This is a genomic window from Mycobacterium sp. BMJ-28, from assembly GCF_054404835.1.
Window position 1 is genome coordinate 5,053,900 of the sequence record NZ_CM136783.1, and the last position, 25,369, is coordinate 5,079,268.

The 25,369-nt window shown below is 66.9% G+C and carries 29 protein-coding genes; 9 read left to right on the forward strand and 20 right to left on the reverse strand.

Annotated elements, in window-relative coordinates; all coding sequences use genetic code 11:
• Positions 1-14: 14 nt before the first annotated feature.
• The 7 genes from ACXPWS_RS25060 (at position 15) to ACXPWS_RS25090 (ending at position 6,976) form a co-directional block, all read left to right on the forward strand.
• Positions 15-677 carry an MspA family porin gene (locus tag ACXPWS_RS25060; protein ID WP_458709239.1) on the forward strand — a complete coding sequence of 221 codons (663 nt, stop codon included), beginning with the start codon at positions 15-17 and terminating at the stop codon, positions 675-677.
• Positions 678-867: 190 nt separating this feature from the next.
• The gene (locus tag ACXPWS_RS25065) at positions 868-1,374 is read left to right on the forward strand and encodes a hypothetical protein (RefSeq protein ID WP_458709240.1); all 507 of its coding nucleotides are present in this window, start codon (positions 868-870) and stop codon (positions 1,372-1,374) included.
• A 384-nt stretch (positions 1,375-1,758) separates the two neighbouring features.
• Positions 1,759-3,138: a hypothetical protein gene (locus tag ACXPWS_RS25070; protein ID WP_458709241.1), complete on the forward strand. Its 1,380-nt coding sequence runs from the start codon at positions 1,759-1,761 to the stop codon at positions 3,136-3,138.
• Between the two features lie 140 nt (positions 3,139-3,278).
• Positions 3,279-4,193: a class I SAM-dependent methyltransferase gene (locus ACXPWS_RS25075; RefSeq protein ID WP_458709242.1), complete on the forward strand. Its 915-nt coding sequence runs from the start codon at positions 3,279-3,281 to the stop codon at positions 4,191-4,193.
• Positions 4,193-5,122: an SAM-dependent methyltransferase gene (locus ACXPWS_RS25080; RefSeq protein WP_458709243.1), complete on the forward strand. Its 930-nt coding sequence runs from the start codon at positions 4,193-4,195 to the stop codon at positions 5,120-5,122. The genes ACXPWS_RS25075 and ACXPWS_RS25080 overlap by 1 nt, the downstream gene beginning before the upstream one ends.
• Before the next feature lie 10 nt (positions 5,123-5,132).
• Positions 5,133-6,059: a class I SAM-dependent methyltransferase gene (locus ACXPWS_RS25085; RefSeq protein WP_458709244.1), complete on the forward strand. Its 927-nt coding sequence runs from the start codon at positions 5,133-5,135 to the stop codon at positions 6,057-6,059.
• Positions 6,060-6,061: 2 nt separating this feature from the next.
• Positions 6,062-6,976 (forward strand): class I SAM-dependent methyltransferase, encoded by a 915-nt coding sequence (locus ACXPWS_RS25090; RefSeq protein WP_458713689.1) that lies wholly within the window; start codon positions 6,062-6,064, stop codon positions 6,974-6,976.
• On the opposite strand, the gene sppA is transcribed toward ACXPWS_RS25090, so the two are convergent.
• Positions 6,964-8,724, reverse strand: coding sequence for a signal peptide peptidase SppA (gene sppA, locus ACXPWS_RS25095; RefSeq protein ID WP_458709245.1), 1,761 nt, complete (start codon positions 8,722-8,724; stop codon positions 6,964-6,966). The two genes, ACXPWS_RS25090 and sppA, sit on opposite strands and share 13 nt — an antisense overlap.
• A 63-nt stretch (positions 8,725-8,787) precedes the next feature.
• On the opposite strand from sppA, the gene ACXPWS_RS25100 reads away from it, so the two are divergent.
• Both ACXPWS_RS25100 and ACXPWS_RS25105 read left to right on the forward strand, forming a co-directional pair.
• Positions 8,788-9,714 carry an LLM class flavin-dependent oxidoreductase gene (locus ACXPWS_RS25100; RefSeq protein WP_458709246.1) on the forward strand — a complete coding sequence of 309 codons (927 nt, stop codon included), beginning with the start codon at positions 8,788-8,790 and terminating at the stop codon, positions 9,712-9,714.
• Positions 9,715-9,846: 132 nt separating this feature from the next.
• The gene (locus ACXPWS_RS25105) at positions 9,847-10,461 is read left to right on the forward strand and encodes a TetR/AcrR family transcriptional regulator (RefSeq protein ID WP_458709247.1); all 615 of its coding nucleotides are present in this window, start codon (positions 9,847-9,849) and stop codon (positions 10,459-10,461) included.
• 57 nt (positions 10,462-10,518) lie between these two features.
• On the opposite strand, the gene rplO is transcribed toward ACXPWS_RS25105, so the two are convergent.
• From rplO to rpsQ, 19 genes are all read right to left on the reverse strand, one after another.
• Complete coding sequence (gene rplO / locus ACXPWS_RS25110; protein WP_458709248.1) at positions 10,519-10,962, reverse strand: 50S ribosomal protein L15; 444 nt, start codon at positions 10,960-10,962, stop codon at positions 10,519-10,521.
• Positions 10,963-10,969: 7 nt separating this feature from the next.
• Positions 10,970-11,149, reverse strand: a complete 180-nt coding sequence (gene rpmD / locus ACXPWS_RS25115; protein WP_458709249.1) for a 50S ribosomal protein L30 — start codon at positions 11,147-11,149, stop codon at positions 10,970-10,972.
• Between the two features lie 2 nt (positions 11,150-11,151).
• Positions 11,152-11,820 carry a 30S ribosomal protein S5 gene (gene rpsE, locus ACXPWS_RS25120; protein WP_458709250.1) on the reverse strand — a complete coding sequence of 223 codons (669 nt, stop codon included), beginning with the start codon at positions 11,818-11,820 and terminating at the stop codon, positions 11,152-11,154.
• 25 nt (positions 11,821-11,845) lie between these two features.
• Positions 11,846-12,214, reverse strand: a complete 369-nt coding sequence (rplR, locus tag ACXPWS_RS25125) for a 50S ribosomal protein L18 (protein WP_458713690.1) — start codon at positions 12,212-12,214, stop codon at positions 11,846-11,848.
• A gap of 42 nt (positions 12,215-12,256) precedes the next feature.
• Positions 12,257-12,796, reverse strand: coding sequence for a 50S ribosomal protein L6 (gene rplF, locus ACXPWS_RS25130; protein WP_458709251.1), 540 nt, complete (start codon positions 12,794-12,796; stop codon positions 12,257-12,259).
• Between the two features lie 12 nt (positions 12,797-12,808).
• A complete protein-coding gene (gene rpsH, locus ACXPWS_RS25135) occupies positions 12,809-13,207 on the reverse strand; it encodes a 30S ribosomal protein S8 (protein ID WP_090359841.1) in 399 nt (132 codons plus the stop codon).
• Between the two features lie 88 nt (positions 13,208-13,295).
• Positions 13,296-13,481: a type Z 30S ribosomal protein S14 gene (locus tag ACXPWS_RS25140; protein ID WP_020109913.1), complete on the reverse strand. Its 186-nt coding sequence runs from the start codon at positions 13,479-13,481 to the stop codon at positions 13,296-13,298.
• A 3-nt stretch (positions 13,482-13,484) separates the two neighbouring features.
• Positions 13,485-14,057, reverse strand: coding sequence for a 50S ribosomal protein L5 (rplE, locus tag ACXPWS_RS25145; protein ID WP_090359843.1), 573 nt, complete (start codon positions 14,055-14,057; stop codon positions 13,485-13,487).
• Position 14,058: 1 nt separating this feature from the next.
• Positions 14,059-14,376, reverse strand: a complete 318-nt coding sequence (rplX, locus tag ACXPWS_RS25150; protein ID WP_458709252.1) for a 50S ribosomal protein L24 — start codon at positions 14,374-14,376, stop codon at positions 14,059-14,061.
• Positions 14,377-14,745 (reverse strand): 50S ribosomal protein L14, encoded by a 369-nt coding sequence (rplN, locus tag ACXPWS_RS25155; protein WP_458709253.1) that lies wholly within the window; start codon positions 14,743-14,745, stop codon positions 14,377-14,379.
• Positions 14,746-15,052: 307 nt separating this feature from the next.
• On the reverse strand, positions 15,053-16,180 hold the full coding sequence (locus tag ACXPWS_RS25160) for a YeiH family protein (RefSeq protein ID WP_458709254.1): 1,128 nt from the start codon (positions 16,178-16,180) through the stop codon (positions 15,053-15,055).
• A 16-nt stretch (positions 16,181-16,196) separates the two neighbouring features.
• A complete protein-coding gene (locus ACXPWS_RS25165) occupies positions 16,197-16,322 on the reverse strand; it encodes a hypothetical protein (RefSeq protein ID WP_458709255.1) in 126 nt (41 codons plus the stop codon).
• Positions 16,323-16,393: 71 nt separating this feature from the next.
• The gene (locus ACXPWS_RS25170; protein WP_458713691.1) at positions 16,394-17,203 is read right to left on the reverse strand and encodes a formylglycine-generating enzyme family protein; all 810 of its coding nucleotides are present in this window, start codon (positions 17,201-17,203) and stop codon (positions 16,394-16,396) included.
• Between the two features lie 41 nt (positions 17,204-17,244).
• The gene (locus ACXPWS_RS25175) at positions 17,245-17,943 is read right to left on the reverse strand and encodes a hypothetical protein (RefSeq protein WP_458709256.1); all 699 of its coding nucleotides are present in this window, start codon (positions 17,941-17,943) and stop codon (positions 17,245-17,247) included.
• 138 nt (positions 17,944-18,081) lie between these two features.
• Positions 18,082-19,767: an ArnT family glycosyltransferase gene (locus tag ACXPWS_RS25180; protein WP_458709257.1), complete on the reverse strand. Its 1,686-nt coding sequence runs from the start codon at positions 19,765-19,767 to the stop codon at positions 18,082-18,084.
• On the reverse strand, positions 19,764-21,245 hold the full coding sequence (locus ACXPWS_RS25185; protein ID WP_458709258.1) for a glycosyltransferase: 1,482 nt from the start codon (positions 21,243-21,245) through the stop codon (positions 19,764-19,766). Before ACXPWS_RS25185 ends, ACXPWS_RS25180 begins: the two co-directional genes overlap by 4 nt.
• Positions 21,242-22,648: a hypothetical protein gene (locus ACXPWS_RS25190; RefSeq protein WP_458709259.1), complete on the reverse strand. Its 1,407-nt coding sequence runs from the start codon at positions 22,646-22,648 to the stop codon at positions 21,242-21,244. Before ACXPWS_RS25190 ends, ACXPWS_RS25185 begins: the two co-directional genes overlap by 4 nt.
• A 100-nt stretch (positions 22,649-22,748) precedes the next feature.
• The gene (locus ACXPWS_RS25195; protein WP_458709260.1) at positions 22,749-24,692 is read right to left on the reverse strand and encodes a hypothetical protein; all 1,944 of its coding nucleotides are present in this window, start codon (positions 24,690-24,692) and stop codon (positions 22,749-22,751) included.
• A gap of 380 nt (positions 24,693-25,072) precedes the next feature.
• Positions 25,073-25,369 carry a 30S ribosomal protein S17 gene (rpsQ, locus tag ACXPWS_RS25200; RefSeq protein WP_458709261.1) on the reverse strand — a complete coding sequence of 99 codons (297 nt, stop codon included), beginning with the start codon at positions 25,367-25,369 and terminating at the stop codon, positions 25,073-25,075.

The window sequence follows — 25,369 nt, forward strand, 5'->3', positions numbered from 1 at the left end:
GAACGGAAGAAAATATGTTGAAGCGTATTGCCACAGCAGCCGTTTGCCTGGCGCTGCCGCTCGCGACCGCACCGGCGGCGCTGGCCGATCCCCCCGTCGACGACGCCGGACCGCCGCCGGACAACGGTGTGGTCGCCTCGGCCGAGCCCGGCATCGTCACCACCCCGGATGGCTGGGTGCTGACCGTGGTGGCCAAGGATGAGACTCAGCTGCCGGTGGCACCGCTGACCACCGCGGTCTCCTCCCGCGAGTACCTGGTGGGCGGCACGTTCACCGGCACCGTGACCGGCGGCGGCAAGACCACCCTCAAGGGCGGCACGCTGGAGGCCGGCTACCAGATCGGTTGCGGTATCGAACTCGGCCAGGTCCGTCTGATCGGCTCGGCCGGTATCAGCACATCCGGGTCGTCGCTGACGGGCGGGCTCATCCCGACCGGCGTCTCGTTCCCGCTGTCGGGCACCATCGAGATCCACGCCAAGCCCGGCACGGTGTCGAACGTGGCCGTCAACAAGAAGGAATACAAGGCGGCGCCGGTGCGTGTCACGCTCAAGGACACCCACATCAAGGTCGACGGTTGCGTGGGCCAGTCCTTCCTGCGGTCGTACGCGACGTTGACGAGCGCCACCGAGGACACCGACGACATCGTCGCCTACTACGGCGTGACCAAGTCTGTCTGACGCCGGCATGGTCTTCACACCAGATCGCTTCGTCCGCACCCGCTCGGCGGTGGCAACGGCAGCTGGTTTAGTCGCTCTCGCAGCGGCGGTCGCCTTCCCGGCGACCGCCGTTGCGGAGCCGCTGCCACCGGAGCCCGCACCGGCCCCGGTGGATCCCGGGCCTCCGCCCCCGCCGCCGCCAAACGTTCCCGTGATCGGGGCGCCGCTCGGACCGAGCGGGTTCAACGTGTTGGCGCAGAACGGGATTCCGGCCGCTGACGTTCCCGGCGGACTGGGCGCCCCTGCGGTCAACGGCCTGGACCGGACCACCGTCCTCGGCCAGCTCCCGGCCCCGTCGACGCCCGGCGCCGATCCGGGAGCACCCCCGAACCTCAACCCGTTCAACAACGCCTACGGCGTCGGCCAGTGCCTGGTGCCGTCGGCTCCGGGCAAATGCGAGCAATTCGACGTCGAGCCCGGTCAAGAGAACGCGGATGTGAGCAAGCGGGAATGGTTCGGCCGGTACATCGACATGTACCGCGCCGGCATGCTCCGCGGCGGCTTGCTGGGCCAGTTGCCGCAACAACAACTCGGCGAACCGCTGCCGGGCACCGCGCCACTACCGGGCACCAACATTCCGTCCGGCCTGGGCCAGTACCTGCCGGACCCGCCACCACCGCCCGACGGTGCACCACCGGCGCCGGCACCACCGCACTGAGAACCGAGCTCGCGCTCGGATCGCGCGAAAGAGGCTGTATCCCAGACGGTTACACCCGTATGGGATACGGCCTCTTTGTGTTTTGCATCGACTCTGCCGCCACACGAAAGCTCGAATTGCTTGCCGCCCTTGCGCAATGAACGGCGCCATGCCGAAAGTCGGTCAACAGCAATCAGATCGACTGGCCCGTCCCCAGAATGACTCGGGCACCAGCTGTTTCGGTGAACATTTGGCGAATTCATTCGGGCCGGCCACCGGGAATTGCTGGTAGAAGGCTTGGCGATTCAATCACGCCGGATTTAAAAGCCTTGCTAGGTAGTGGATTAGCGATTCCTAAGGTATTTTCTGGCTGTCAAACTTACCCAAACCCCGGGAGTTTCTGCCGTGAATAAGTCCGCTTCCCTGACGGCCGGCGTGTGCTCGCTGTGCATCACTGCGTCGTTGGTCGCAGTTCCGCCGCAAGCCTCGGCCGCCGAACTGCCCGCAATTGGGCACCGCACCGTGTCGATGGTCGATCAGCCCTACGAGCTGACCGCCTCGTCCCAGATCGACAACTTGCTCCTGGTGGCCGGGATTCCGTTCAACAACCTGAACACCACGCTGACCACGCTCGGCGGGCTGACGAACTTCGTCACCGGGCTCAACCTGGCCCTGGGCAACATCTACAAGGGCAACTGGGATCTGGTCCAGGCCAACCTGCAGAAGGCCTGGAACGACGAAGTGGCGGCCTTCTCGAAGGTCCTCGCCCTGCCGCAGACGCTGATCAACTATGACGTCAAGACCATCCAGAACTTCCTGGCCGGCCTGAGCGGTGCCAGCGCGACCCTGGCAACCACCAACAAGGCGGTCGCCGCGGCGACCCCGACCGCGACGGCCACCCCGAGCGTGAATGTCAACAATCTGCTTGTGGTTCTCGGGATTCCGTTCAACAACCTGAACACCGCACTGACCACACTCGGCGGGCTGACGAACTTCGTCACCGGGCTCAACCTGGCCCTGGGCAACATCTACAAGGGCAACTGGGATCTGGTCCCGGCCAACCTGCAGAAGGCCTGGAACGACGAAGTGAAGGCCTTCCAGAAGGTCCTCGCCCTGCCGCAGACGCTGATCAACTACGACGTCAAGGCCATCCAGAACCTGTTCACCCCCGCGGCGGCCACCTCCACCTTCGTCACCAGCGCGCGCGTCCAGACGCTGGCCCTGCCCGCCGCCACCTCGGCGATCGAGGCCGGCAAGACGACGGCCGAAGAGGCCACCACCGGCACCGAGACCAAGTCCACCACCGACACCAAGGGTTCCACGCCGGCCGCCGGCACCGAGGTCAAGGACACCACCGAGGTCAAGGACAGCACCGAGGTGAAGGACGCCACCGACACCAAGGGCACCTCCGTGACCTCCGGCACGGAAGGCAGCACCGCCAAGGACGAGTCGGGCACCACCTCCGACTCCACGCCGGCGTCCGACACCGACAAAACCGGCACGAAGGCGGGCGACAAGACCGCGGACAAGGCCGGCGACAAAGATGCCACCGACGCCGCCGACGGGAAGGGCTCGGCCACCGGCAAGCAGGCCACCGGCAAGAAGGGCTCGACCTACGGCAAGCACGCCCGCCAGGACGACGGCACCGGCTCGACCGCGTCGGCATCCACCGGCACGTCGACGACGTCCTCGACCGGCGGCCGGCACCGCAAGCCCGAGGGCGGCGGTTCGGAGGGCTCGTCGTCGTCCGCATCGTCGGCCGGCGGGTCCAGCGCCGCTGCGTAACTGACCACCAAGCACGAAACGACGAGGCCTCCGGCACCTGCCGGGGGCCTCGTCGCCGTCTCAGTGCGCCGACAGGTTCGAGGCGTACAGTCGTGGATGTTCATTACATCAGCTAATTAAATTGCGACAAGGGGAACGTGATGGCACGCGTGGATGGTGATACCTGGGATCTGGCGTCGAGCGTCGGCGCCACCGCGACGATGGTGGCGGCCGCCCGAGCGATAGCCTCGGCCACACCCGATCCGGTGATCAACGATCCGTTCGCCGCCCCGCTGGTGCGGGCGGTTGGCGTCGACTTCTTCACCAAGCTCGTCGACGGTGAACTCACCGAGGCCGATCTGGGCGATGACCCGCAGATGAACATCGTCCGGTTCGCCAACGGGATGGCCGCGCGCACCCGGTTCTTCGACGAATTCTTCGAGCAGGCGGTGGCGTCGGGTGTCCGGCAGGCCGTGATTCTGGCCTCCGGCCTCGATGCCCGCGCCTACCGGCTGAACTGGCCGGCGGGCACCGTGGTCTTCGAGATCGACCAACCCGATGTCATCGAGTTCAAATCCCGGACCCTGGCCGACCTGGGCGCGCAGCCGACGGCGAATCGCCGCACGGTGGCCGTCGACCTGCGTGAGGACTGGGTGTCGGCGCTGCGGTCGGCCGGCTTCGATCCGGCCGCACCGACGGCCTGGATCGCCGAGGGCCTGTTCGGCTACCTCCCCTCGGAAGCCCAGGACCGCCTGCTCGACCTGATCACCGAGAACAGCGCACCCGGCAGCCGGCTTGCCGCCGAGGCGGTGCCCGGCACCGGCGACGTCGATCCGGAAGCGATCCGCGAGCGCATGCAGTCGGTCACCGACAAGTGGGCCGAGCACGGATTCGACCTGGACTTCAGCGAGTTGGTGTACCTCGGCGACCGCACGGATGCCACCAGCCATCTGGACGGGCTCGGCTGGGACACGTCGGCGATGCCGACCAACGAGCTGCTGGCGCGCTACGGCCTGCCGGGGCTGGACGACGACGCACAGTTCGGGCAGCCGAACTACATCACCGCGGTGAAGTGATGGCGCGTTCGGAAGCCGACAGTTGGGACCTGGCCTCCAGCGTGGGCGCGACGGCCACCATGGTCGCCGCGGCCCGCGCGCTGGCCACCGCCGAGCCCGGCGCCATCATCGACGACCCGTTCGCCGCGGACCTGGTGCGCGCCGTCGGGGTGGATTTCTTCACCCGATTGGTCAACGGCGACATCGACATTCCGGAAGACGCCGCCACCGGCGGTATCCGGTTGATCACCGACACGATGGCCGTACGCACCCGGTTCTTCGACGACTTCTTCATCGCCGCCGCAGGCGGCAATCAGGCAGAGGGCGCGGGTGACGCAGGCATCCGGCAGGCGGTCATCCTGGCCTCCGGCCTGGACACCAGGCCCTACCGGCTGGGTTGGCCCGCCGGCATGGTGGTCTACGAGATCGACCAGCCCGAGGTGATCGCCTTCAAGACCCAATCCATGGATACTCTCGGTGCGGCGCCGACGGCCGAGCGCCGCACCGTTGCGATCGACCTGCGCGACGATTGGCCTTCGGCGCTGCGCGAGGCCGGATTCGACCCCGCCGTCGCATCCGCCTGGAGCGCCGAAGGACTGCTGATGTATCTGCCGCCCGAGGCCCAGGACCGGCTGTTCGACGAGATCACCGCCCTGTCGGCGCCGGCAAGCAGGCTGGCAACCGAATACCACGGCGGCGATTTCGGCCAATCCCTCGGCGAACGCGCCAAAGAGATGGCAGACCAGTGGGGCCAACAGGGATTCGACGTCGACCTGTCCGAGCTGTTCTACCCGGGCGAGCGCAACGACGTCGCCGACTACCTCGGTGCCCGCGGCTGGCAGGTGCACAGCCGAGCGCGCCGTGACGTGTTCGCCGACTACGGGCGGGAATTCCCCGACCTCGCCAGCCCGCTGCGTCACTCGGTCTCCATCACCGCCATCCGTGACTGAAGGAATTGCTATGGCATCCAACGCAACCAACACCACTGCACGCTCCGACGGCGACTCCTGGGATCTCGCCTCCAGCGTCGGCGCCACCGCCACCGCGGTGGCCGCCGCGCGCGCCATCGCCTCCCAGGGCCCCGATCCCCTGCTCTCGGATCCCCTCGCCGAGCCACTGGTTCGCGCGGTCGGGCTGGCTCCGTTCGTCAAGCTGATCGACGACGAACTGCCGCTGCCCGACGATCCCACCATGACCCGGCAGCACATGCGCGAGCAGATGACCGTTCGGACAAGGTACTTCGACGACTTCTTCACTGCGGCGACCGCGGCGGGTATCCGCCAAGCGGTGATTCTGGCCACCGGGCTGGACACCCGGGCCTACCGACTGGACTGGCCGGCCGGCACCGTCGTCTTCGAGGTCGACCAGCCCGAGGTCATCGAGTTCAAATCGCAGACCCTGGCCGGCCTCGGGGCCACCGCGACGGTGGACCGCCGGGCCGTGGGTGTCGACCTGCGCGAGGATTGGCCGACCGCGTTGCGCGAGCGTGGATTCGACCCGAGCCTGCCCACCGCGTGGATCGCCGAGGGACTGCTGGTGTACCTGCCGCCCGAGGCTCAGGACCGGCTGTTCGACAACATCACCGCGTTGTCGGCGCCGGGCAGCCGGCTGGCCACCGAGGAGATGGACATGAGTTCACTGCCGGCCAATTGGGCCGAGAAGCTCACCGAACGCTCTCAGCGCATCGGCACGGGCATCAACCTGGCCGAACTCTTCTACACCGGCAAAAGAGCCTCGGCGGCAACGTATCTGCGGACACACGGCTGGCGCACCGAGGTGCTGCGCAGTGACGACGCCTTCGCCGCCCACGGGTTTGCCCAACCCGATGACGAATGGCGGACGTTCGGCGGAGACTCTGGGTATCTGTCCGCGACGCTGGGAGAATGACGATGGCCCGTACCGACGACGATTCCTGGGATGTTGCCTCCAGCGTGGGTGCCACCGCCACCCTGGTGGCGGCCGGCCGGGCCATCGCCAGCACCGATCCGCACGGCCTGATCGACGATCCCTTCGCGGCGCCTCTGGTCCGCGCGGTCGGGGTCGACTTCTTCACCAAGATGGTCGACGGTGAACTCGATCTGACTCAGATCGCTCCGGACGCCGCCCAGCGGGCCCGGGCCAATATCGACGAGATGGCGGTACGGACCAAGTTCTTCGACGACTATCTGCTGGCCGCAACCCAAACCGGCATCCGCCAGGTGGTGATCTTGGCCTCGGGTCTCGATTCGCGCGCCTACCGGCTGAGCTGGCCGGCCGACACCGTGGTCTACGAGATCGACCAGCCGGACGTGATCGATTTCAAGACCAGAACGCTGGCCGGTATCGGTGCCGAACCGACGGCCCTGCGCCGCACCGTGTCGATCGACCTGCGCGACGACTGGCCCACGGCACTCACCGAGGCCGGATTCGATCCCGCGGCGCCGTCGGCATGGCTGGCCGAAGGCCTGTTGATCTACCTGCCGCCCGAAGCCCAGGACAGGTTGTTCGACCTCCTGGACGGATTGAGCGCCGCGGGCAGCACGGTGGCCACCGAGTTCGTACCGGGATTGCGCGACTTCGATGCGGACGCCGCCCGCGACGAGGCGGCGAGCCTCAAGGCGCACGGCCTGGACCTGGATATGCCCTCATTGGTCTATCCCGGCGAAAGACATTCCGCGGCAGACTATCTCGGATCGCGCGGTTGGGAGATGACCGGTGTGCCGCGCGCCGAGCTCTTCGCGCGGTACGGGTTGGCGTTACCCGAGTACGTGGCAGGCAATCCGATGGCCGAGATCGTCTACATCAGCGGCACTCAGAAGCGGTAGTCCCCCAGCCACAGCGCCGTCACTCCGGTAGCGGCGCTGTGCGCTTGATCCAGCGCGCCGGCCGCCGATCGGCCCAGCAGCGCGCCGATCGCCTGCGGCAGCGAGGCCGCGACAGGTTGCGATGACGTCTTGGGCCGCAACACATCCAGCAGGGACGAGCCCGGGTAACTGACCAACCGGACCGCGGCATCGGGCGCCACCCCGGCCAGTACCTTGGCCCGGGTGACGGCGGTGCGCAACCCGCCGAGTTCGTCGACCAGGCCGCGTTCCTTGGCGTCGGCGCCGGTCCATACCCGGCCGCGGGCCACCGCGTCCACGGCTTCCACACCGAGCTTGCGGCCGTCGGCCACCCGCTGGACGAAGTCGGTGTAGAACAGGTCGGCTTCGGCTTCGACGTGAGCGTGTTGAGCCTCGGTGAACGGCGCATTGACCGACCAGGCATCGGCATTGGCGTTGGTGCGCACCGAATCCGTGCCCACGCCCAGCCGGTCCTTGAGTTCCCGGGCCACCAGCTTGCCGGTCACCACGCCGATCGAACCGGTGATGGTGCCCGCGTTGGCGACGATTTCGTCGGCGGCCATCGACACGTAGTAGCCCCCGGATGCGGCCACCGCACCCATGGACGCCACCACCGGTTTACCGGCCGCCCTGGCCCGAACCACTTCCCGCCAAATGGTCTCCGAGCCGGTGACCGAACCACCGGGGCTGTCCACCCGCAGCACGATCGCCGACACGTCATCATCGGCGACCGCCTCACGCAACGCCGCGGCGATGGTGTCGCCACCCGCACTGGAGTTTCCGATCGGCAGCACCTGCGGTCCCCCGCGCCCGCTGACGATGGGACCGTGCAGTGTCACCACCGCGATGGTGGGTTTGGTTTTCAGACCCGGAATGCCGGGCACCGGTTTGGCGGCGGTGGCCCGGGCGTACCGCGACAGGAACAACCGCGGCGCGGCGTCCGGCCCGTCGGCAACCGCTGCGCCACCGCTGAGTTCGCCGATGCGCGCATAGGCCTCATCGCGGAAGCCGACGCGGTCCACCAGGCCGCCACCCACCGCGTCATCGCGCAGCAGCGGCGCCTTGTCGGCCAGCGCGTCGACTGTCTCGGTGTCCAGATGCCGAGCGGCGGCGACCGCGGCCCGCACCTGGGCATGCAGGCTCTCGATCATTGCGCTGTCGGCTTCCCGGTGCGCATCGGTGTAACCGTCCTGCGTGAAAAGGTTTGCCGCCGACTTGTATTCGCCACGGGCCACGAATTGCGCCTGGACCCCCAGCTTGGCCAGGGCGTCGCGCAGGAACATGGCGTTGGTGGCGAAACCGATCAGCCCGACGGTGCCCGACGGCTGCATCCACACCTCACGAAATGCCGAGGCCAGATAGTAGGACAACGTTCCCGGGTAGGTCTCGGCCCACGCCAGTGTCGGTTTCACCTCGCCGAACGCGGCGATGGCCTCGCGCAGTTCCTGCACCGGGCCGGGCGAGGCCGCCGGGATCTGCACCCGGGCGATGAGCCCGGCCACCCGGTCGTCCTTGGCGCCCCGGTGGATCGCCGCGACGGCCTGGCGCAGCGTGATCGGCTTGCCTCCCGCGGAGATCAGCGCCAGCGGATCGAATCCGGTGGTCTCCGGCGGTACCGATTGCAGGTCGAGTTCGAGCACGCACCCGTCGGGCACCCCGTTGTGCCGGGCGGTGTCCACCTTGCGGACGATGGCGCGCAGGTCCACAGGACCGGGGAGGAATCCGAACATCACCCGAGCCTACCGATCGCCGACCGGCACCCATCGGCGCCGAATCGGTCGTACCGTGAATCCGTGAGGTTTTCCGTTTCGCTGCCCCAGTTCGCCGGCGCCGCCTTCGACACCGCGGGCATCAAGGACTATCTGACCCGCGCCGAGGAACTCGGTTTCGACGGCGGCTGGACGCTCGAGCAGACCGTCGGACCTGCCCCGCTGATCGCGCCGCTGGAACTGCTGGCCTACGCGGCCGCCTGCACGACACGATTACGGCTCGGGGTGGCGGTACTGGTCACTTCGCTGCACGATCCGCTGCAGCTGGCGTCCGCGGTCACCGCGGTCGACCGGCTCAGCCACGGCCGCCTCGACCTCGGCGTTGCCCCCGGCGGGGGCCGACGGCAGTTCCCGGCCTTCGGGGTCGACGGCTCGTCCTTCATCTCGAGTTTCACCGAGGGTCTGGAACTGATGAAGGCGGCCTGGTCGGACGAACCGCGGCTGACCTTCCATGGTCGATTTCGTGACGTCGACGATCTGCAGATCGTGCCGAAGCCGGTGCAGCGCCCGCACCCGCCGATCTGGTTCGGCGCCAACGCGCCGGCCGCGCTGGCCAGGGCCGTGCGCCACGGTGACGCGTTCCTGGGCGCCGGTTCGTCCACCACCGCCGCCTTCGCCGAGGCGGTGCACACACTGCGCCGCGAACTCGACGAGCAGGCAAAGGACGCCGCACGCTTCACCATCGGCAAGCGCGTCTACCTGATCGTCGACGACGACAGCGCGCGGGCACGGGAGCGGGCTTCGGCCGGGCTGCACCGGATCTACGGCCCGACAGCGGATCTGGACCAAGTCCTGGTGGCGGGCACGCCCGCCGAGGTGGTGCGCGGACTGAGCGCGGTGCGCGACGCCGGAGCCCAGATGGTGCTGTGCAATCCCGTCGGTGCGACGGTGGCCGAAGACCGCGAGCAGATGGAACGTCTTGCCGCCGAAGTGATCCCGCAGCTTTCCTGATCGCTGGGCCGACGCCGCACCGGCAGAGGGATGTATTGGCCTGCCCGACCCCTCGCTCCCCCGGCAGGCCAATACGAACATATTGTCGCACGATACGTTCGTACTTGCCACGTCGGGCTATACGGTGGTTCGGTGAACCGCTGGCCGCCGGATGAGAAACGCGATCCGGCCGCGTCGAACGTCGACAAGATCCGCGATGCGGCGCTCGTGAGTTTCGCCGCGCGCGGCGTCGGGGCGACCTCCCTACGCGAGGTCGCGTGCGCAGCGGGTGTTTCGATTGGCCTGGTCCAGCACCATTTCGGCACCAAAGCCGGCCTCGTCGACGCGGTGGACCGCCATGTCGGCGAGGTGATCCGAACCAGCCTCGCCTCCGGTCCGGGGCCGACCACCACCGAGGCCTTCGGCCAGAAGGTCATCGCACTGCTCGCCGAGCACACCACCGTGATCGACTATCTGGCCAGGGCGCTGGTGGAGTCGACCCCCATCGGCAACGCGACCTTCGACACCTTGGTCGCCATGGGTGACGCCCGCTGGGAGCGGCGCGCCGAACACGGCCTGATGCGCAGCGACCTGGACCGCACCTGGGCGTCGCTCAACCCGCTTCTGCTGGTGCTGGGCACGGTGATCCTGCGCTCCCACCTGGACCGGCATCTGCCCGACGAATTCACCTCACCGGCACAACTGTCACGGTGGGAGGACGCCGTCAATGATCTGTTGCGCCGCGGACAGCTGCGGCCCGAAGACTAGTGTCCGACAACGCAAAAGGCCCCCGCCGGAGCGGGGGCCTTTCGGTGGTGCTGTGATCTACAGTTCGGTGGCCGAGCCACCCGCGGCGGTGATCGCCTCACGGGCGCTGCCGCTGAACTTGTGCGCGGTGACGTCGACCTTGGCCGACAGCTTGCCGTCGCCGAGAACCTTCACCAGCACGTTCTTGCGGACCAGGCCCGCGGCCACCAGTTGGTCGACACCGACGGTGCCGCCGTCCGGGAACGCCCGACCGAGATCGCCGACGTTGACGACGCCGTACTCGGTGCGGAAACGGTTACGGAAACCCTTGAGCTTCGGCAGCCGCATGTGGATCGGCATCTGGCCACCCTCGAACGTCGAGGGGACGTTCTTGCGTGCCTTGGTGCCCTTGGTACCGCGGCCCGCGGTCTTACCCTTGGAGCCCTCGCCACGACCGACGCGGGTCCTCTTGGTCTTCTCGCCGGGAGCCGGCTTCAGGTCGTGCAGTTTGATGACGCTCATAGTCTTCCTAGACCTCCTCGACCGAGACGAGGTGATGAACGGCCTTGATCAGACCGCGGGTCTGCGCGTTGTCCTCACGAACCACCGTCTGGCGGATCTTCCGCAGTCCGAGGGTCCGCAGGCTTTCGCGCTGCTTCCAGCGTGCGCCGATGGTCCCGCGCACCTGGGTGATCTTAAGTTCAGCCATGATCACGCATTTCCTTCACGCGCGGCCGCTGCGGCCAGCGCATCGCTCTCGCGACGGGCCCGCAGCATGCGGGCCGGCGCGACTTCTTCGATGGACAGGCCACGACGGGCCGCCACCTCTTCGGGCCGCTGAATCATCTTCAGCGCCGCAACCGTGGCATGCACCACGTTGATCGCGTTGTCGCTACCCAGCGACTTGGCCAGAACATCGTGCACGCCAGCGCATTCCAGCACCGCGCGGCAGGCACCGCCGGCGATGACACCGGTACCCGGGCTGGCCGGACGCAGCATCACGACACCGGCCGCGGCCTCACCCTGCACCGGGTGCACGATGGTGGCGCCGATCAGCGGGACGCGGAAGAAGTTCTTGCGGGCTTCCTCGACACCCTTGGCGATGGCGGCCGGAACTTCCTTGGCCTTGCCGTAGCCGACGCCGACCATTCCGTTGCCGTCACCGACGATGACCAGGGCGGTGAAGCTGAAACGCCGACCACCCTTGACCACCTTGGAGACGCGGTTGATGGTGACGACGCGCTCGATGTAGTTGTTCTTGTCGCCGCGGTCGTCTCCGCGACCACGTCCACCGCGGTCGTCGCGACGGCCACGGCCGTCGCGGTCACCACGACCGCCGCGATTGTCCTGCGCCGAACCGGCGCCAGCCTGGTCGGCCATCATGCAGTCCTCTCGTTAACAGTCATCAGAATTTCAGCCCGCCTTCGCGCGCGGCGTCGGCCAGGGCGGCGATGCGGCCGGCGTAGGTGTACCCACCGCGGTCGAACACCACAGCCTCGATGCCGGCGGCCTTGGCGCGCTCCGCGATCAGCTGACCGACCCGGGTGCTGACGGCCTTCTTGTCACCCTCGACGGCACGCACGTCGGCCTCGATCGACGACGCGGCGGCCAGCGTGGTGCCGGTCAGGTCGTCGATGAGCTGCACGTGGATGTGCCGCGCGGAGCGGTTGACCATCAGGCGCGGCGTGGTGGCGGTGCCTTCGACCTTCTTGCGCAGCCGGGCGTGGCGACGCAGGCGGGCCTTACGCCGCGCCTCAGAGATGCTCTGCCCCACCGGCTTGCGGGTGGCAGCTTCAGTCTTAGTGGTAGCCATGGGTTACTTACCTGTCTTTCCGACCTTGCGGCGGATCTGTTCACCCTCGTACCGCACGCCCTTGCCCTTGTACGGGTCGGGGCGGCGCAGGCGACGGATGACCGCGGAAATCTGGCCGACCTTCTGCTTGTCGATGCCGGAGACCGAGAACTTGGTGGGCGTTTCCACCGCGAAGGTGATGCCTTCCGGCGCCTCGATGAGTACCGGGTGGCTGTAGCCGAGCGCGAACTCCAGGTTGGCGCCCTTGAGCGCGACGCGGTAACCCACGCCGAAGATCTCCAACTTGGTGGTGTAGCCCTCGGTCACGCCGGTGACCAAGTTGGCGACCAGCGTCCGCGACAGCCCGTGCAGCGAGCGGTTACGCCGCTCGTCGTTGGGGCGGGTCACGACGATGGCACCGTCGTCATTGCGGGACACCACGATCGGCTCCGCGATATCCAGGTTCAGGGTGCCCTTGGGACCCTTCACCGACACGTTCTGGCCTTCGATGGCCACGTCGACTCCGGCGGGAACCGGAACCGGCTGCTTTCCAATGCGCGACATGTTTTTCTTCCCCTACCAGACGTAAGCGAGGACTTCGCCGCCCACGCCTTGTCGAGATGCCTGGCGATCGGTGAGCAGACCCGAGGACGTGGAGATGATCGCCACGCCCAGGCCGCCGAGCACCCGAGGCAAATTGGTGGACTTCGCGTAGACCCGCAGGCCGGGCTTGCTCACCCGGCGCAAGCCCGCGATGCTGCGCTCACGGCTGGGGCCGTACTTGAGCTGCACCACGAGGGCCTTGCCGACGCGGGCATCCTCGGTGCGGAAATCAGAGATGTAGCCCTCGCTCTTGAGGATCTCGGCGATGTTCGCCTTGATCTTCGAGTGCGGCAGTGTCACCTCGTCGTGATACGCCGAATTGGCGTTACGCAGACGCGTCAAAAAGTCTGCGATGGGGTCGGTCATCGTCATGACAGCCGGTTCACCTTCCTCGCGGCGGTTCCTCTGTGCCCAATTGTCGGGCGAGGCCTACCGTGTTCTGAAATCGAATGAATGCTGGTTACCAGCTGGACTTCTGCACACCGGGCAGTTCGCCCGCATGTGCCATCTCGCGCAGGCAGATTCGGCACAGGCCGAACTTGCGGAACACCGCGTGCGGACGACCGCACCGGTTGCACCGCGTGTACCCGCGCACCGCGAACTTCGGCTTCTTGTTGGCCTTGTTGACCAGAGCCTTCTTTGCCATTGCTCAGTTCTCCTTGAACGGGAAGCCGAGGGCCCGCAGCAGCACTCGTCCTTCATCGTCGTTGGTCGCCGTGGTGACCACGGTGATGTCCATGCCGCGGGGGCGATCGATGGAGTCCACGTCGATCTCGTGGAACACCGACTGCTCGGCGAGCCCGAAGGTGTAGTTGCCGTTGCCGTCGAACTGCTTGGGGCTCAGGCCACGGAAGTCGCGGATACGGGGCAGCGCGATGGACACCAGGCGGTCCAGGAACTCCCACATCCGGTCACCGCGCAGCGTGACGCGCGCACCGATCGGCATGCCTTCACGCAGCTTGAACTGTGCGATCGACTTGCGGGCCTTGCGGATCTCCGGCTTCTGGCCGGTGATCAGGGCCAGGTCGTTGACCGCGCCGTTGATCAGCTTGGCGTCGCGGGCGGCGTCACCGACACCCATGTTCACGACGACCTTCACCACGCCCGGGATCTGCATCACGTTCGCGTAGTTGAACTCTTTGTTGAGCGCGTCCTTGATTTCCTCGCGGTAGCGCTGCTTCAGCCGCGGCTGCACCTTGGCGGTGTTTTCTACGGTGGTCATGTCAGATGTCCTTGCCATTGCGCTTGGAGACCCGGACCTTCTTGCCGGACTCCTCGTCGACGCGGTAGCCGATGCGGGTCGGGTTGCCGTCGGAGTCGACCACCATCACGTTGGAGACGTGGATCGCCGCTTCCTGCGTGACGATGCCGCCCGAGGACGCGCCACGCTCGTTCTGCGACTGAGCGGTGTGCTTCTTGATGCGATTGACGCCCTCGACCAGAACCTTCTCGCGGGTCGGGTAGGCCTCCAGGACCTTGCCCTTGGCGCCCTTGTCCTTACCGGAGATGACGAGCACGGTGTCGCCCTTGTGCACCTTCATTTACAACACCTCCGGGGCAAGCGAAACGATCTTCATGAACTTCTTCTCACGCAGTTCGCGACCGACCGGCCCGAAGATGCGGGTGCCGCGGGGGTCGTTGTCGTTCTTGATGATGACGGCGGCGTTCTCGTCGAACTTGATGTAGCTGCCGTCGGCGCGGCGACGCTCCTTGACGGTGCGCACCACGACGGCCTTGACGACGTCACCACGCTTGACGTTGCCGCCCGGGATGGCGTCCTTGACGGTCGCCACGATGATGTCGCCGATGCCGGCATAGCGCCGCGCTGAACCGCCGAGCACGCGGATGCACAAGATCTCCTTGGCACCCGTGTTGTCGGCGACCTTCAGCCGCGATTCCTGCTGAATCACTCGATCTCCTTGACCTGGGTTGTGTGCACGCCAGATACCGACCTGGTCGTACGCGGTCTTTGTCACCCGAGAGCACGCAGGGTTTTCTCACACGAGATAACCGAGGTCTGCCCCAGGCAACCCCTAGAGTCTAGGGGACGAGCTGCTCAGCGCCAAATTGCTGCGGTTTTGCCGTTCCCGAGGCCACACCCAGAACGACGAAATGGTCGCTCTCGAGGCGTCGAGAGCGACCATCTTGCCAGTTTCGGCATGGTGGGCGTTAGGCGCCGCCCACCCCGCAGGGCTACTGCCCGCCCACCCCGCAGGGCTACTGCCCGCCCACCCCCCAATGCAAAACCCGCGAGGTCAGCAGCACCAACCCCAGCGACACCACCGCCACGACCAGCAGCCCGATCACCGCGACGAGCAGCGGCCGCCAGCCGGCCCTGGCGATCTGGCGGATGTCGGTGGACAACCCGACCCCGGCGAAGGTCAGCAGGAAAGCCCACTTGGACACGTTGGCCACACTGGCCAGCTGGCCCTTGCTGAGCAGGCCGGCGGTGGCCACCGCGGAGACCGCCAGGAAACCGAGCACGAACTTGGGGAACTTCTCCCACACGAAGGCCGCCTTGGCACCGGCGCCGGGCGCCAGCTCATCGGCCTCACCCCTGGCGGCCCAGTACAGCGCGAAGCCGAGCACCACGAAGCCGATCAGGGCATTGCGCACGGATTTGACCAGAACCGCGATCTTGCCTGCCTCATCGGAGAACAGGTAGCCCGTCGCCGTCGTCTCGGCGGTGTTGTCGACGGCCAGACCGGCCCACAAGCCGAACTCGTGATCGCTGAGCCCGATCGCATGGCCCAGCGGCGGCAGCACGAACAGCGCCACCGCCCCCAGCGCGAGGATGGCCGCGATGGCATAGCTGACGTCGGAGTTACGGGCCCGGATGGCGCCCTTGGAGGCGACGATCGCCGACACACCGCAGATGGACGTGCCGATCGCCAGCAGCGAACCGAGCTTGCCGGACAACCCGAACCACCGGGCGGCCAGAATGATGATGGTGCCCGCGATAGTCATGTCCACCACGATCTGCACCAGGCTGATGCCGCCCAGTTTGAGGACGTCGCCGAGGACGAACCTCGAGCCGAGCGCCACGATGCCGACCTTCAGCCAGAACTGGTATGTGAGCACACCGGGGCGGAAAACACGGTGCAGCCCAACGGTATTGGTGATCAGCAAGCCTATCAGGATTGCCCACAACACGAATTCGATATCGGGCACATGCCAGTGCAATCGTTTTCCCAGTGCCAGCCAACCGATTTCGGCATACTTGCCCGCCAGCCCGACCGCGATCAGCAGCACCAGGCCGGGCAGATAGTCCAGCGGTCGCGCACTGGTGAACTCGGAATCGGCGAAGGTGTCGTCGAGGCCTTCGCGATCGGCGACGGTGCTCATCCGAGGATCCCGCCGGTCACCACGGGATCCTCGGAAGCACGCCGGCCACCGCGAGGGCGGTGATCGCCAATCCGAGAATCGTTGCCCACCAGTCCGACCCGACCCGGGTGACCCAACCGGTTGTCGGCTGTTCCTCTGTCATGCCGCAAGGCTGCCGCAATCGGCACCGTTGACCCAGATATCGAATCTCGCTGAGAAATATTCTCAGCAAGATCATCGGGCGCAGCGGAAGCCGATGTGCGTGGTTGCGGTGTCCCGGGATTGCGGTGACCGCGCCGACGGCCGGTAGCGGTGGCAGTATTCCGGCGCGCACAGATGTGATCCGCCCTTGAGCGCCTGGCTGACAGCCGGGTCGTCCGCGGGCAGGCAGCACGGGTTGGCCACCCGCCCGGTGAACTCACTGCTCGTCCATTCCCAGACGTTCCCGATCATGTCGAGCAGGCCGAACCCGTTGGGGGCGAAGGTGCCCACCGGCGAAGTCCCGGCCCAGCCCGCGGCGCCGTCGTTGCGGTACGGGAAGGCACCCTGCCAGGTGTTGGCCATCAGCGTTGCACCGGGTTTCACCTCGTCACCCCAGGCGTAGGTGGATTCCGTGCCCGCCCGTGCCGCGTACTCCCACTCCGCCTCGGTGGGCAGCCGTCGGTCCGCCCACCCGGCATAGGCCAGCGCGTCGGCATAGGCGACCTGCACGACGGGGTGGTCGGGTTCGGCCGCCGCGCGGTCCGGGCCGAACGGGTGCCGCCAAGTCGCACCCGGCGCCCAGTCCCACCACTGCCGCCAGTCCCGCAGGTCCACCGGCCCGGTCGTCGGCCGGAACACCATCGCGCCGGGCACCAGGTCGGTCGCAGTCGCGCCGGGATACAGCGCCGGATCCATCGGACGCTCGGCCACCGTGCGATAGCCGGTCGCACCGACGAATTCGGCGAACTGCGCGGTGGTGACGGGATGCCGTTCGATCGCGAACGGCGCGACCTCGACGGCCCGGACGGGCCGCTCCTCGGGATAGAAACCGTCGGCGCCCATCCGGAACCGGCCGCCAGGCAGCCCGACGAGATCGGTCGGCGTCACGGGATACGGATCTCGAAGTCCCCGGCGAGCAGTTCGGCGGCGCCGTCGAAACCCGTTGTGCCGGTGGGGGCGGCGGTGTGCACCGACACCAGGTAGTTGCCGGAGTCGGTCCACACATGTACCACCCGGTCGACGAACTCGACCGCATTCTGCGGGGTGTCCGACCACGCGCCCAGCAGCTTCTGCCCGCTGTACTGACACAGTTGCGCCGGCAGCACACTGATCGAACTGACCGCGGCCTCGGCCATCAGCCGGTCGGCGTACTCGTCGAAAGCCTTGGCCGGTTCCAGTCTGGTCGGGGCGATGGTGATGGTCGTGTTCATCCCCTGCGGACCTTTGAGGTAGCCGCCGATGTCACCGCTGCCGCCCTGCATCGACCAGCCGTCCGGCACCGGCACCGTGATCTCCGGCGCCGCCGGGTCGGCGACCTTCGCGACGAATCCGATCCGTGGCTTCTCGTCCGGCGCGCACGTCACGCCGCCGGCCGGCACGGGTGCCCGGTCGGTCGGGACCACCCCGTAATTCGACGAATCGGTGTCGGTGGCCGGCGGCGCGGCGGTGGCACTCGACCCGCCGTGCCGGCCGGTGTCAGCCGCTACCGGAACGCCCTCGCTGGTCCGGACGCAGGCGGACGTGACGGCAACGGCCAGACACGCGACCATCACTGCCCGCGTCGTGGATCCAAAATGTGTCATCAGTCCTTCGCGAATGCCTGGGCCGTTTTCTCTTCCACCTCACGGTACGGCGCACCGCAGGTCTCGACCACCACCTTGGCGATTGTCCCCGCCGTACCCGGCGCGGGCCGCGCCGCGCGCCGGTCGGCGGCCGTCCCGTCAGGCCATCGGATCCGCCGGATCGTGCACCCGGTACAGCCGCCAATCGGGTTGGCTGTCCCCGTCGTTGGGGATCTCCAGTTCCAGGGTGGCCACATCGGATCCGGTCTCGTACAACGTCGGGTAGCGCTGGTTCAACGCATCCGACACGCCGCGCCCGGTGGGCGGGACGGCCAGCAGGTACTTGATCCCGTGCGCGGCGGGATCGTTGAGCAGTTGCACGAAGTCGGGGTCCGACGGCACCACGAACATGCGTGGGTTCTTCGACGCGGCCACCACGGCAAACCCGTACACGGTGTCGGTGATCACCGAACTGTCCGGCAAGTCGAGACCGTCCAGGTATCGCGCGATCTCACGTTCGGTGGCGAAGGTGGCGGCCACACGCCGCTGCACTGCCTTCTGTGGACTCACGTCGTCTGGATCGGGACTCAACACCGTCGCCAGTGCATATTCCTGGGGCGCGTAGGCGGGCAGGGACATCCCGTACGCGGTGACCGGAATGGTGATGGCGAACGCCACCGCGACCGGGACGTGGGCGAATCTGCCGTACCGGGTGCTGGACTCCTCGGTGTCCACGGGCGCGTAGCGGCCGCGGCGCTTCGGCACAACGAGCTTTCCGTCCGGAACGGCGAGCATGGCCAGACATGCCGCGAACGGGATCGCCACGATGTAGAACCGCAGAAACGGGAAGGTGGCGCCGGTCGCAAAGGTGTAAGTCTGGAAACCGAGCACGGCGCCGTACATGAGGATCGGCACCATCAGCACCCCCCAGTTGGGCCGGTGCCAGCGCAGCACGCCGGCCCACGCCGCGATGGGAAGCAGCGTCGGGGCCAGCAACGTGATACAGACCAGAGCGAATGCCAGTCCTTCCCCGAAGGTGCCGGCGCTCGCACCGCCCGACTGTTCGAGAATCGCGGAGTTCCCGTACTGAGAGGTGAACTGCGCGAAGGCGTCACCGGTGATCAGCCAACTGGTGGCGGCCCATCCGAGGAAAGCCACGAATCCGGGCAGGCTGACCAGTAGCAGGTCGAGCAGCGCGCGCCGGAATCGCGGCGCCCGCTCGGCCCGCAGGAATGTCGTGATGCCGACGAGGAGACCCGCCGCGGCGACGGTACCCACCGCGTCATAGCGGGTCAGGTACGCCAGGCCCATGGCGATACCGCCGGCAGTGATCAGATGATGCACGTCGTCGTCTGCCATCCACAGGATCAGCCGGCGCACCGCCCAGGTGAGGAAGAAGATGAACGGCGCCTCGCTCATCCCGTTGGACCCGTAGAAGGCGATCATCGGATTGGCTGCGAACAACGCGGTGATCACCGCGACGTAGCCGCGCGGGAGCCCGCGGTCGCTGCCGACGGCGTACACCTGCACGACGGCGCCCGCCATGAAGATCGCCGACATGATGGAGCCGGCGAACGCGCGCGCGGTCAGGTCCGGCCACAGCGGTGTCAGCAACATCGTCGGGATCTCCAGCATCGCGGCCAGCGGCGTGAAGATGAAACCGATTGCCGCCAAATGCGGATCGCGGCTGTACAGCACGCTCTCCGACGCCTGCACCCGGGACAGTGCATCTCCGAGGATGAACCCGTGCCGGACCTGCAACCAGTATCCGAGTCCGGCGTACATCGCGAACGCGAGGGCGAAGGCCAGCTGCTTACAGCGCCGATCGGACAATCGGGTGCTCATAGCGGGTCGCCCGCCTCGGCTTCCGGTTTGGCGGCCAGCCCGTGGAAGGTCTTCTCCCAGTACGACGGATTCCGAACGATCTGATACATCCCCTTGGCGGCGGCGATGCTCATCATGAGCCAGAATGCAGGCACCGTCAGTGCGGCGACGAGCAGATCCGACCTGTCGTCCTCGCGAATGGCGATCAGATTCATGTAAAGCGTTGCGGCATTGCCCAATACGAGCGCGACGAGCGCCGGGAAGTAGATGATCGGCGGAAAGACGGCTCCCACCACCTCCGGTTGGCCGAGGAACCACAGCATCGTGATGAGCCAGAAGACGAGGTTGAGCACGGCGATGATGGGTGTGCCGGCGAGCACCAGATTGAATCGGAGAAAACTACGCGGCCCGAGGATGCCGAACAATCGGACCGGCCGGCGAATGTGCACCAGCCAGGTCTGCAGGTAGCCCTTGTACCACCGGGACCGCTGCCGGATCCAGTTGATTGGATCGGAATTGGCCTCCTCCTGGGTGGCCGAATCGATGACCGCGGTGTGATACCCCGATGCGTCGATCCGCAGACCGAGGTCGGCATCCTCGGTGACGTTGAAGGGATCCCACGCACCGATCTGATCGAGGATATCGCGGCGCAGGTGATTCGACGTGCCGCCCAACGGGATCGGCGACGAGCTGCTCATCATGCCCGGAAGCAGATATCCGAACCAGAGCCCGTACTCGGCGGTGAACCATCCGGTGAGGATGTTCTGGTGCCCGTTGTGATACTCCAGCTTCGCCTGCACGCACGCGATGCTGTCGGGCAGACTCCGGAACGCCACCGCCACTCGGCGCAATTGCAGGGGTTCGGGCAGGTCCTCGGCGTCATAGATGGTGACGATGTCACCGGTGGCGAAATACAGACCGTAGTTGCACGCCTTGGGTTTCGTCCTGGGTTCGGCTGCCGGCACCAGCACGATGGTGATGACATCCGATTCTCCGCAAGCCGTCGCCGCCGCGATGGTGACCTCGTCATCCTCCTCCAGCAGTAGGAGTACCTGAAGTTTGTCCGGCGGGTACTCCAGTGCCGTCATCGCGCCGATCAGGTCTCCGACCACCTCCGGCTCGTTGTACGCCGGGACCAGGATGGTGTACGGAGGCAGATCGTCGTCGGAAAGGGCGCGGGCCTGCTCATCGGTGATGGTGAGGGGTCGCGATGCCAATCCGTCGCGGAAGATGAGCACCCTGTCCAGCATGGTGAGGACGTAGCCCACCGTGCACAGACCGATCAGTACGACCGCCGTTTGCAAGGGCCGCCACACCGCGAAGCCCACCGTGACGGCCAACACGCTCAGGATGACGGGCTTCTGCCAACCCCAGACCGCCCGGGAGGCCGACTGCAACGGATGGTTCTCCCGCAGTTCGTTGATGGCCCGGTCCAGGAAGTACTGGCGCTGTTCCTCGGTCACCTCGCCCCGCAGCGGCGGATCGGCCTGCGTGGTCACGGCTTGTACCCAAGTGGCTCCAGCGCCCGTCGCACCAGCGCATGCCCGAACTCGGTGAGCAGATCGTCATCCTTCATGTTCGGGTCGGTGTCGCTCACCGCGGCGTTGCCGCGGAACAACACGGTGAACATCGAATTGAGCGTCGGCGTCACCCCGCCGGTCGGCTGCGGGAAGGGGGCGTCGTCCTCGTGATTGTCCACCGCGATCGCCAGCACCCGACGGCCCATGGTGCCGTTGGTCCAAATCCACTGCAGCCCGTCCCAGGTCACCAAGATCCGGTCGTCCACCCCCGAGAACAGGTCGGCCTCCAAACCGTAGCCGAGGTCGACAGACCTTCGGCTACTGAGCCGGATTCCATTGACGCGGTAGATCATTCGCGTGGGATAGACGGCCAGGGCGAACGGGCGCAATGTGGTGACGGAGTCGACCATGATCGCGCGTGGCCGCCCGAATTTGTCGTGCCGCCGGTCCCCGGCGTCGGCCACCATCTTCTGCCGGACCAGCTTGGCGCCACGACCGTAGAATCTTGTGACCCAGTCGTACTCCTGCGTTTCGACCACGTGCCAGCCATCCGGAGCCCGCAGCGGTTCTTCGAAACTCATCGCGTCCACCGTCATCGGCGGGGCCATGCCGATATCGGGTAGCCGCACCAAGGACAGCACAAGCGCGACGACGAACACCACCGGCACCGCCGACCAGATCTGTTTTGCCACAAGCGGTTCCAGCTTGCGATCCAGCATCCGTTTCGGCGCGCCGCGACGGGCGACCAGGTACATCAAGGTGCCGACCACGCAGATCGAGGTCAACGCAGGGATGTACTGATAAGCCAGCAGCGGTGCGTTGGGGAAGAAAATCGCCATCGCCGCCAGGATGAACAGCCCGACCAGCCAGGCGGCGTTGGAGCCGACCATTCCACGACTGGTGTGCCGACCCACCGCCGTCGCCGTGGCTGTCGCGGCGATGACCATCGTGCCGACGCCGGCAGCCACTCGATTGCCACCCAGCAGGATCACGATCAAGTAGTAGGGCAGCGGAAACATCATGAAGAAGATCAGCCATGTCCAGCCGAACCGGATGATCGGCCGTAGTCCGAACAGCGCCACGCTGGCACTGACCACGAACAACCACAACGCGACGAGATCCAACCGGAGCAGGTGAAAGTAGAGACCGTAGCGTTGGAGCAGTACGCCCTGCAAAAGGATGGCCAACACCAAACCCATTGACCCGACGATGATGTCGGTCTGCCTGTCGTGGATCGGAAGCTCGGTTCGGTGCCGTCGAGCGATACCGACGGCCGCAAGCGTCGCGGCGATGGGAACAACCCAAACGTAGCCGCCGAGTCCACCGCCCACCGTGGTGGCCCACGCGCTGCGCAGGCTGTCCCGGAACGCGAACACCGTCACTATCGCTATATAGGCCCATCTGACGACCAGGCGGGTGACCGGATGCCACGTTTGCGTCGAACGTAGCCGCCATGCCGGCGCCTGTGCACGGGCCGGCATGTCAGGCGTCCCGCGCGCGGCGCCGCTCCCGTAGCCGCATCCAGAAGGTGAGGGCCGCGACGATCACCAGCGCGGCGCCGCCGATGGACCACCACAGCGTGCTCGACGACGCGGCCGTCGCCTCCGGCGGTGCCGTCGCATCCGGAGCCGACACCGTGACCGGGTCACGGTCAGCCACCGACACCAGTGCAACTCCGTTGACGATCGACCACCGCCGTTCGTCGGCGCCCAGCCAACGCAACAGTTCGTCCAGCTGTCGTGGCGCCCCGTTGGAGGTGGCCACCAGGACCGACCTGCCGCCGACGTACGCCGTCTGCAGCGACGCGAACTTCAACGCGGGTTCGAGCGTCAGAGTGGCGGGCTCGCCGTCGTCGCCGAATACGTTGAGCGTCATAGATACCGCATCGGGCGCCGACACCGGCAGCGGAATCTCGGGGTGATTCCAGCCGTCGGGTGAGATCAGCACGGCCGGACCGGTGGATTTGATCGCCTCGTCCAACGCCACCACCGAGGTATCGACGGGCAGCGCGCTCAGCCGCTGCAGACCGGTCATGATCTGTACTGCCCGAACGGTATCGGCGAAAACATCGTCGTTGACGCCGATCTGCACTTTTGGCATCAGCGCCTGGGGCATGGACTGGAAGCCCGGCGGAACCGGCGGCTTGGCCGCTTCGCTCAGCACGCTGCTGGCGCCGTCGATGGTCAGGGTGACCGGCTGGAACTCGCCGCATCGTCCGGTGTTACCCGAGATGTGCACCTGCACATTCAAGGTGGTGTAGCGCTGCAACAACCGGTCCGGCACGTCGATCCAGCGATCGATGACCCCATCGGTGTCGGCGGGCCACCCAGCGATCGTCTCACCGGCGATCGATGCGACTATCTGCCCACCGATATTGGCCGGCAGCGGCGTGTACGAGCCCTGCAGGTGTACCCGGATGTTGTGTGCCGAACGCCCCAACCGCGTCTGATCCAGGGCGATACCGACCTGCGGGTTGAGCGCCACGGCGTTGACGCCCGGCTGCCCGAGCTTGCGGATGCTGGTCTCGTTCCCGGCCAGCTGGGGCGTCGAGCTCAACGGCCCGACAACGGCTTTGGAGGTGAGGGCATACCTCGAGAGTCCGCTGTTGATCAGCCGGACCTGGTTGACCAACTCGGCGGCCGGGCCCGTGACGAGCAGGGCAGGCATCCGGCCGGATCCGTAGAGCGACACACCCGCGTCGGGGCCCTCGGAGATGACGATATGCCGTTCCAATGCACCACCGGTACCCGGCGGTTGCGCGGCGGGCGCCGGCAGCGGCGCCACCTCCACCACCGGGTACTGCTTGCCATACCGTGCGACGACGGCGGTGGCCAGCTTGACGGCGGCATCGGCTTCCACTTTTGAGGGTTTGGTGGCGATGTAGACGACCAACTTGCGGAGCACCGGCGGCAGGAAGTCCGCGACCGCCGTCGGCGCGCGCTCCACGCCCGCGAAGCTCACGGTGACGTCGGTGAGCCGCAAGGGGTTGGTGGGGTCCAGGCAGTACCCGTCCAGCGGCAGTAGGTAACTCCGCAGCAGCACGGTGATGGCGTTGTCGACCACCTGCGCGCCCGCCATGGGGATGACCACTGGTCCGCGCTGCGCCGGGACGTCCACCCTTGCGATCATTCGATTGTCCTGGCTGACCGTGACCTCGGCGCTTCGTACGTAGGTAGGCAGTTCGGCAGTCAGGTTCAGCGAGCTCGGCGTCATCCCCGCCGGAACGGGCACCGTCAGTGTGGCGGTACCGATCTGGCCGTAGAACAACAGGTCCGGGTCAAGGCCGAGATCGGGGAGGGCCAAGGTGGGCGAGTCCGCCAGCCAGGGCTCATCGGGAAACGCGCGCGCGACCGCTGCAGTCGGCAACACCGGCATCGTCGCGAGGACGGCCAGCAATCCCAGGATCAATAACATTCGCTGCAGCATTGCGACAAACGATAGGCCGCCACACAGCCATTTCACCTGCAAGTCCAAGAATTGGCATCGCCATCAGATCGGCGACGCAAGCACGTGTCGAAGCGAGCTGCGATTCGGGCAAACTATGTCAGCCATGCCGGCCGTCCCGCGGACGGGCGCACCATGCGGTCGGCGCCTCGACGGCGCACACCGATTCGACCGCGAGGGCAACATGTGCCCGCCACCCGCCTCGCCACCACGCGACAACAGCAAAACCTGATGCGCGGGTCGCAGTGGTAGCAGATCGATCAGCAACCGACACAACAACTTCCCAGCGTCGGGCCGAACCGCCACCCGGCGACGAACACGCAAAAGCCCCCGCCTCGCGGCGGGGGCTTTCACGTGTGTGTCTACTTGGCGCGCTCGAGTACCTCGACCAGCCGCCACCGCTTGGTGGCCGACAGCGGTCGGGTCTCCATCAGCGAGACGCGATCGCCGACACCGGCGTCACCGTTCTCGTCGTGCGCCTTGACCTTGGTCGTGGTCCGGATGATCTTGCCGTAGAGCGGGTGGCTCTTGCGCGATTCCAGCTCGACCACGATGGTCTTCTGCATCTTGTCGCTGACCACGTAGCCGATGGCGGTCTTGCGACGACCACGCTGTTCCTCGGTGGCCGGCGTATGCCGCGGGCCCTTTTCCTCTGCCAT

Excerpts from the sequence above, each read along its gene's own strand:
- ACXPWS_RS25170 (WP_458713691.1), bottom strand. The coding sequence starts at position 17,203 with ATGGGCGCCGACGGTTTCTATCCCGAGGAGCGGCCCGTCCGGGCCGTC.
- rpsE (WP_458709250.1), bottom strand. The coding sequence starts at position 11,820 with ATGGCCGACCAGGCTGGCGCCGGTTCGGCGCAGGACAATCGCGGCGGT.
- ACXPWS_RS25160 (WP_458709254.1), bottom strand. The coding sequence starts at position 16,180 with ATGAGCACCGTCGCCGATCGCGAAGGCCTCGACGACACCTTCGCCGAT.
- ACXPWS_RS25060 (WP_458709239.1), top strand. The coding sequence starts at position 15 with ATGTTGAAGCGTATTGCCACAGCAGCCGTTTGCCTGGCGCTGCCGCTC.
- rpmD (WP_458709249.1), bottom strand. The coding sequence starts at position 11,149 with ATGGCTGAACTTAAGATCACCCAGGTGCGCGGGACCATCGGCGCACGC.
- ACXPWS_RS25175 (WP_458709256.1), bottom strand. The coding sequence starts at position 17,943 with ATGACACATTTTGGATCCACGACGCGGGCAGTGATGGTCGCGTGTCTG.
- ACXPWS_RS25195 (WP_458709260.1), bottom strand. The coding sequence starts at position 24,692 with ATGCTGCAGCGAATGTTATTGATCCTGGGATTGCTGGCCGTCCTCGCG.
- sppA (WP_458709245.1), bottom strand. The coding sequence starts at position 8,724 with ATGTTCGGATTCCTCCCCGGTCCTGTGGACCTGCGCGCCATCGTCCGC.
- ACXPWS_RS25075 (WP_458709242.1), top strand. The coding sequence starts at position 3,279 with ATGGCACGCGTGGATGGTGATACCTGGGATCTGGCGTCGAGCGTCGGC.
- ACXPWS_RS25085 (WP_458709244.1), top strand. The coding sequence starts at position 5,133 with ATGGCATCCAACGCAACCAACACCACTGCACGCTCCGACGGCGACTCC.
- rplE (WP_090359843.1), bottom strand. The coding sequence starts at position 14,057 with ATGACCACCGTAGAAAACACCGCCAAGGTGCAGCCGCGGCTGAAGCAG.
- rplO (WP_458709248.1), bottom strand. The coding sequence starts at position 10,962 with ATGAGCGTCATCAAACTGCACGACCTGAAGCCGGCTCCCGGCGAGAAG.
- rpsH (WP_090359841.1), bottom strand. The coding sequence starts at position 13,207 with ATGACGATGACCGACCCCATCGCAGACTTTTTGACGCGTCTGCGTAAC.
- rplX (WP_458709252.1), bottom strand. The coding sequence starts at position 14,376 with ATGAAGGTGCACAAGGGCGACACCGTGCTCGTCATCTCCGGTAAGGAC.
- ACXPWS_RS25140 (WP_020109913.1), bottom strand. The coding sequence starts at position 13,481 with ATGGCAAAGAAGGCTCTGGTCAACAAGGCCAACAAGAAGCCGAAGTTC.
- ACXPWS_RS25090 (WP_458713689.1), top strand. The coding sequence starts at position 6,062 with ATGGCCCGTACCGACGACGATTCCTGGGATGTTGCCTCCAGCGTGGGT.
- ACXPWS_RS25180 (WP_458709257.1), bottom strand. The coding sequence starts at position 19,767 with ATGAGCACCCGATTGTCCGATCGGCGCTGTAAGCAGCTGGCCTTCGCC.
- rplF (WP_458709251.1), bottom strand. The coding sequence starts at position 12,796 with ATGTCGCGCATTGGAAAGCAGCCGGTTCCGGTTCCCGCCGGAGTCGAC.
- ACXPWS_RS25165 (WP_458709255.1), bottom strand. The coding sequence starts at position 16,322 with ATGACAGAGGAACAGCCGACAACCGGTTGGGTCACCCGGGTCGGGTCG.
- rpsQ (WP_458709261.1), bottom strand. The coding sequence starts at position 25,369 with ATGGCAGAGGAAAAGGGCCCGCGGCATACGCCGGCCACCGAGGAACAG.
- ACXPWS_RS25080 (WP_458709243.1), top strand. The coding sequence starts at position 4,193 with ATGGCGCGTTCGGAAGCCGACAGTTGGGACCTGGCCTCCAGCGTGGGC.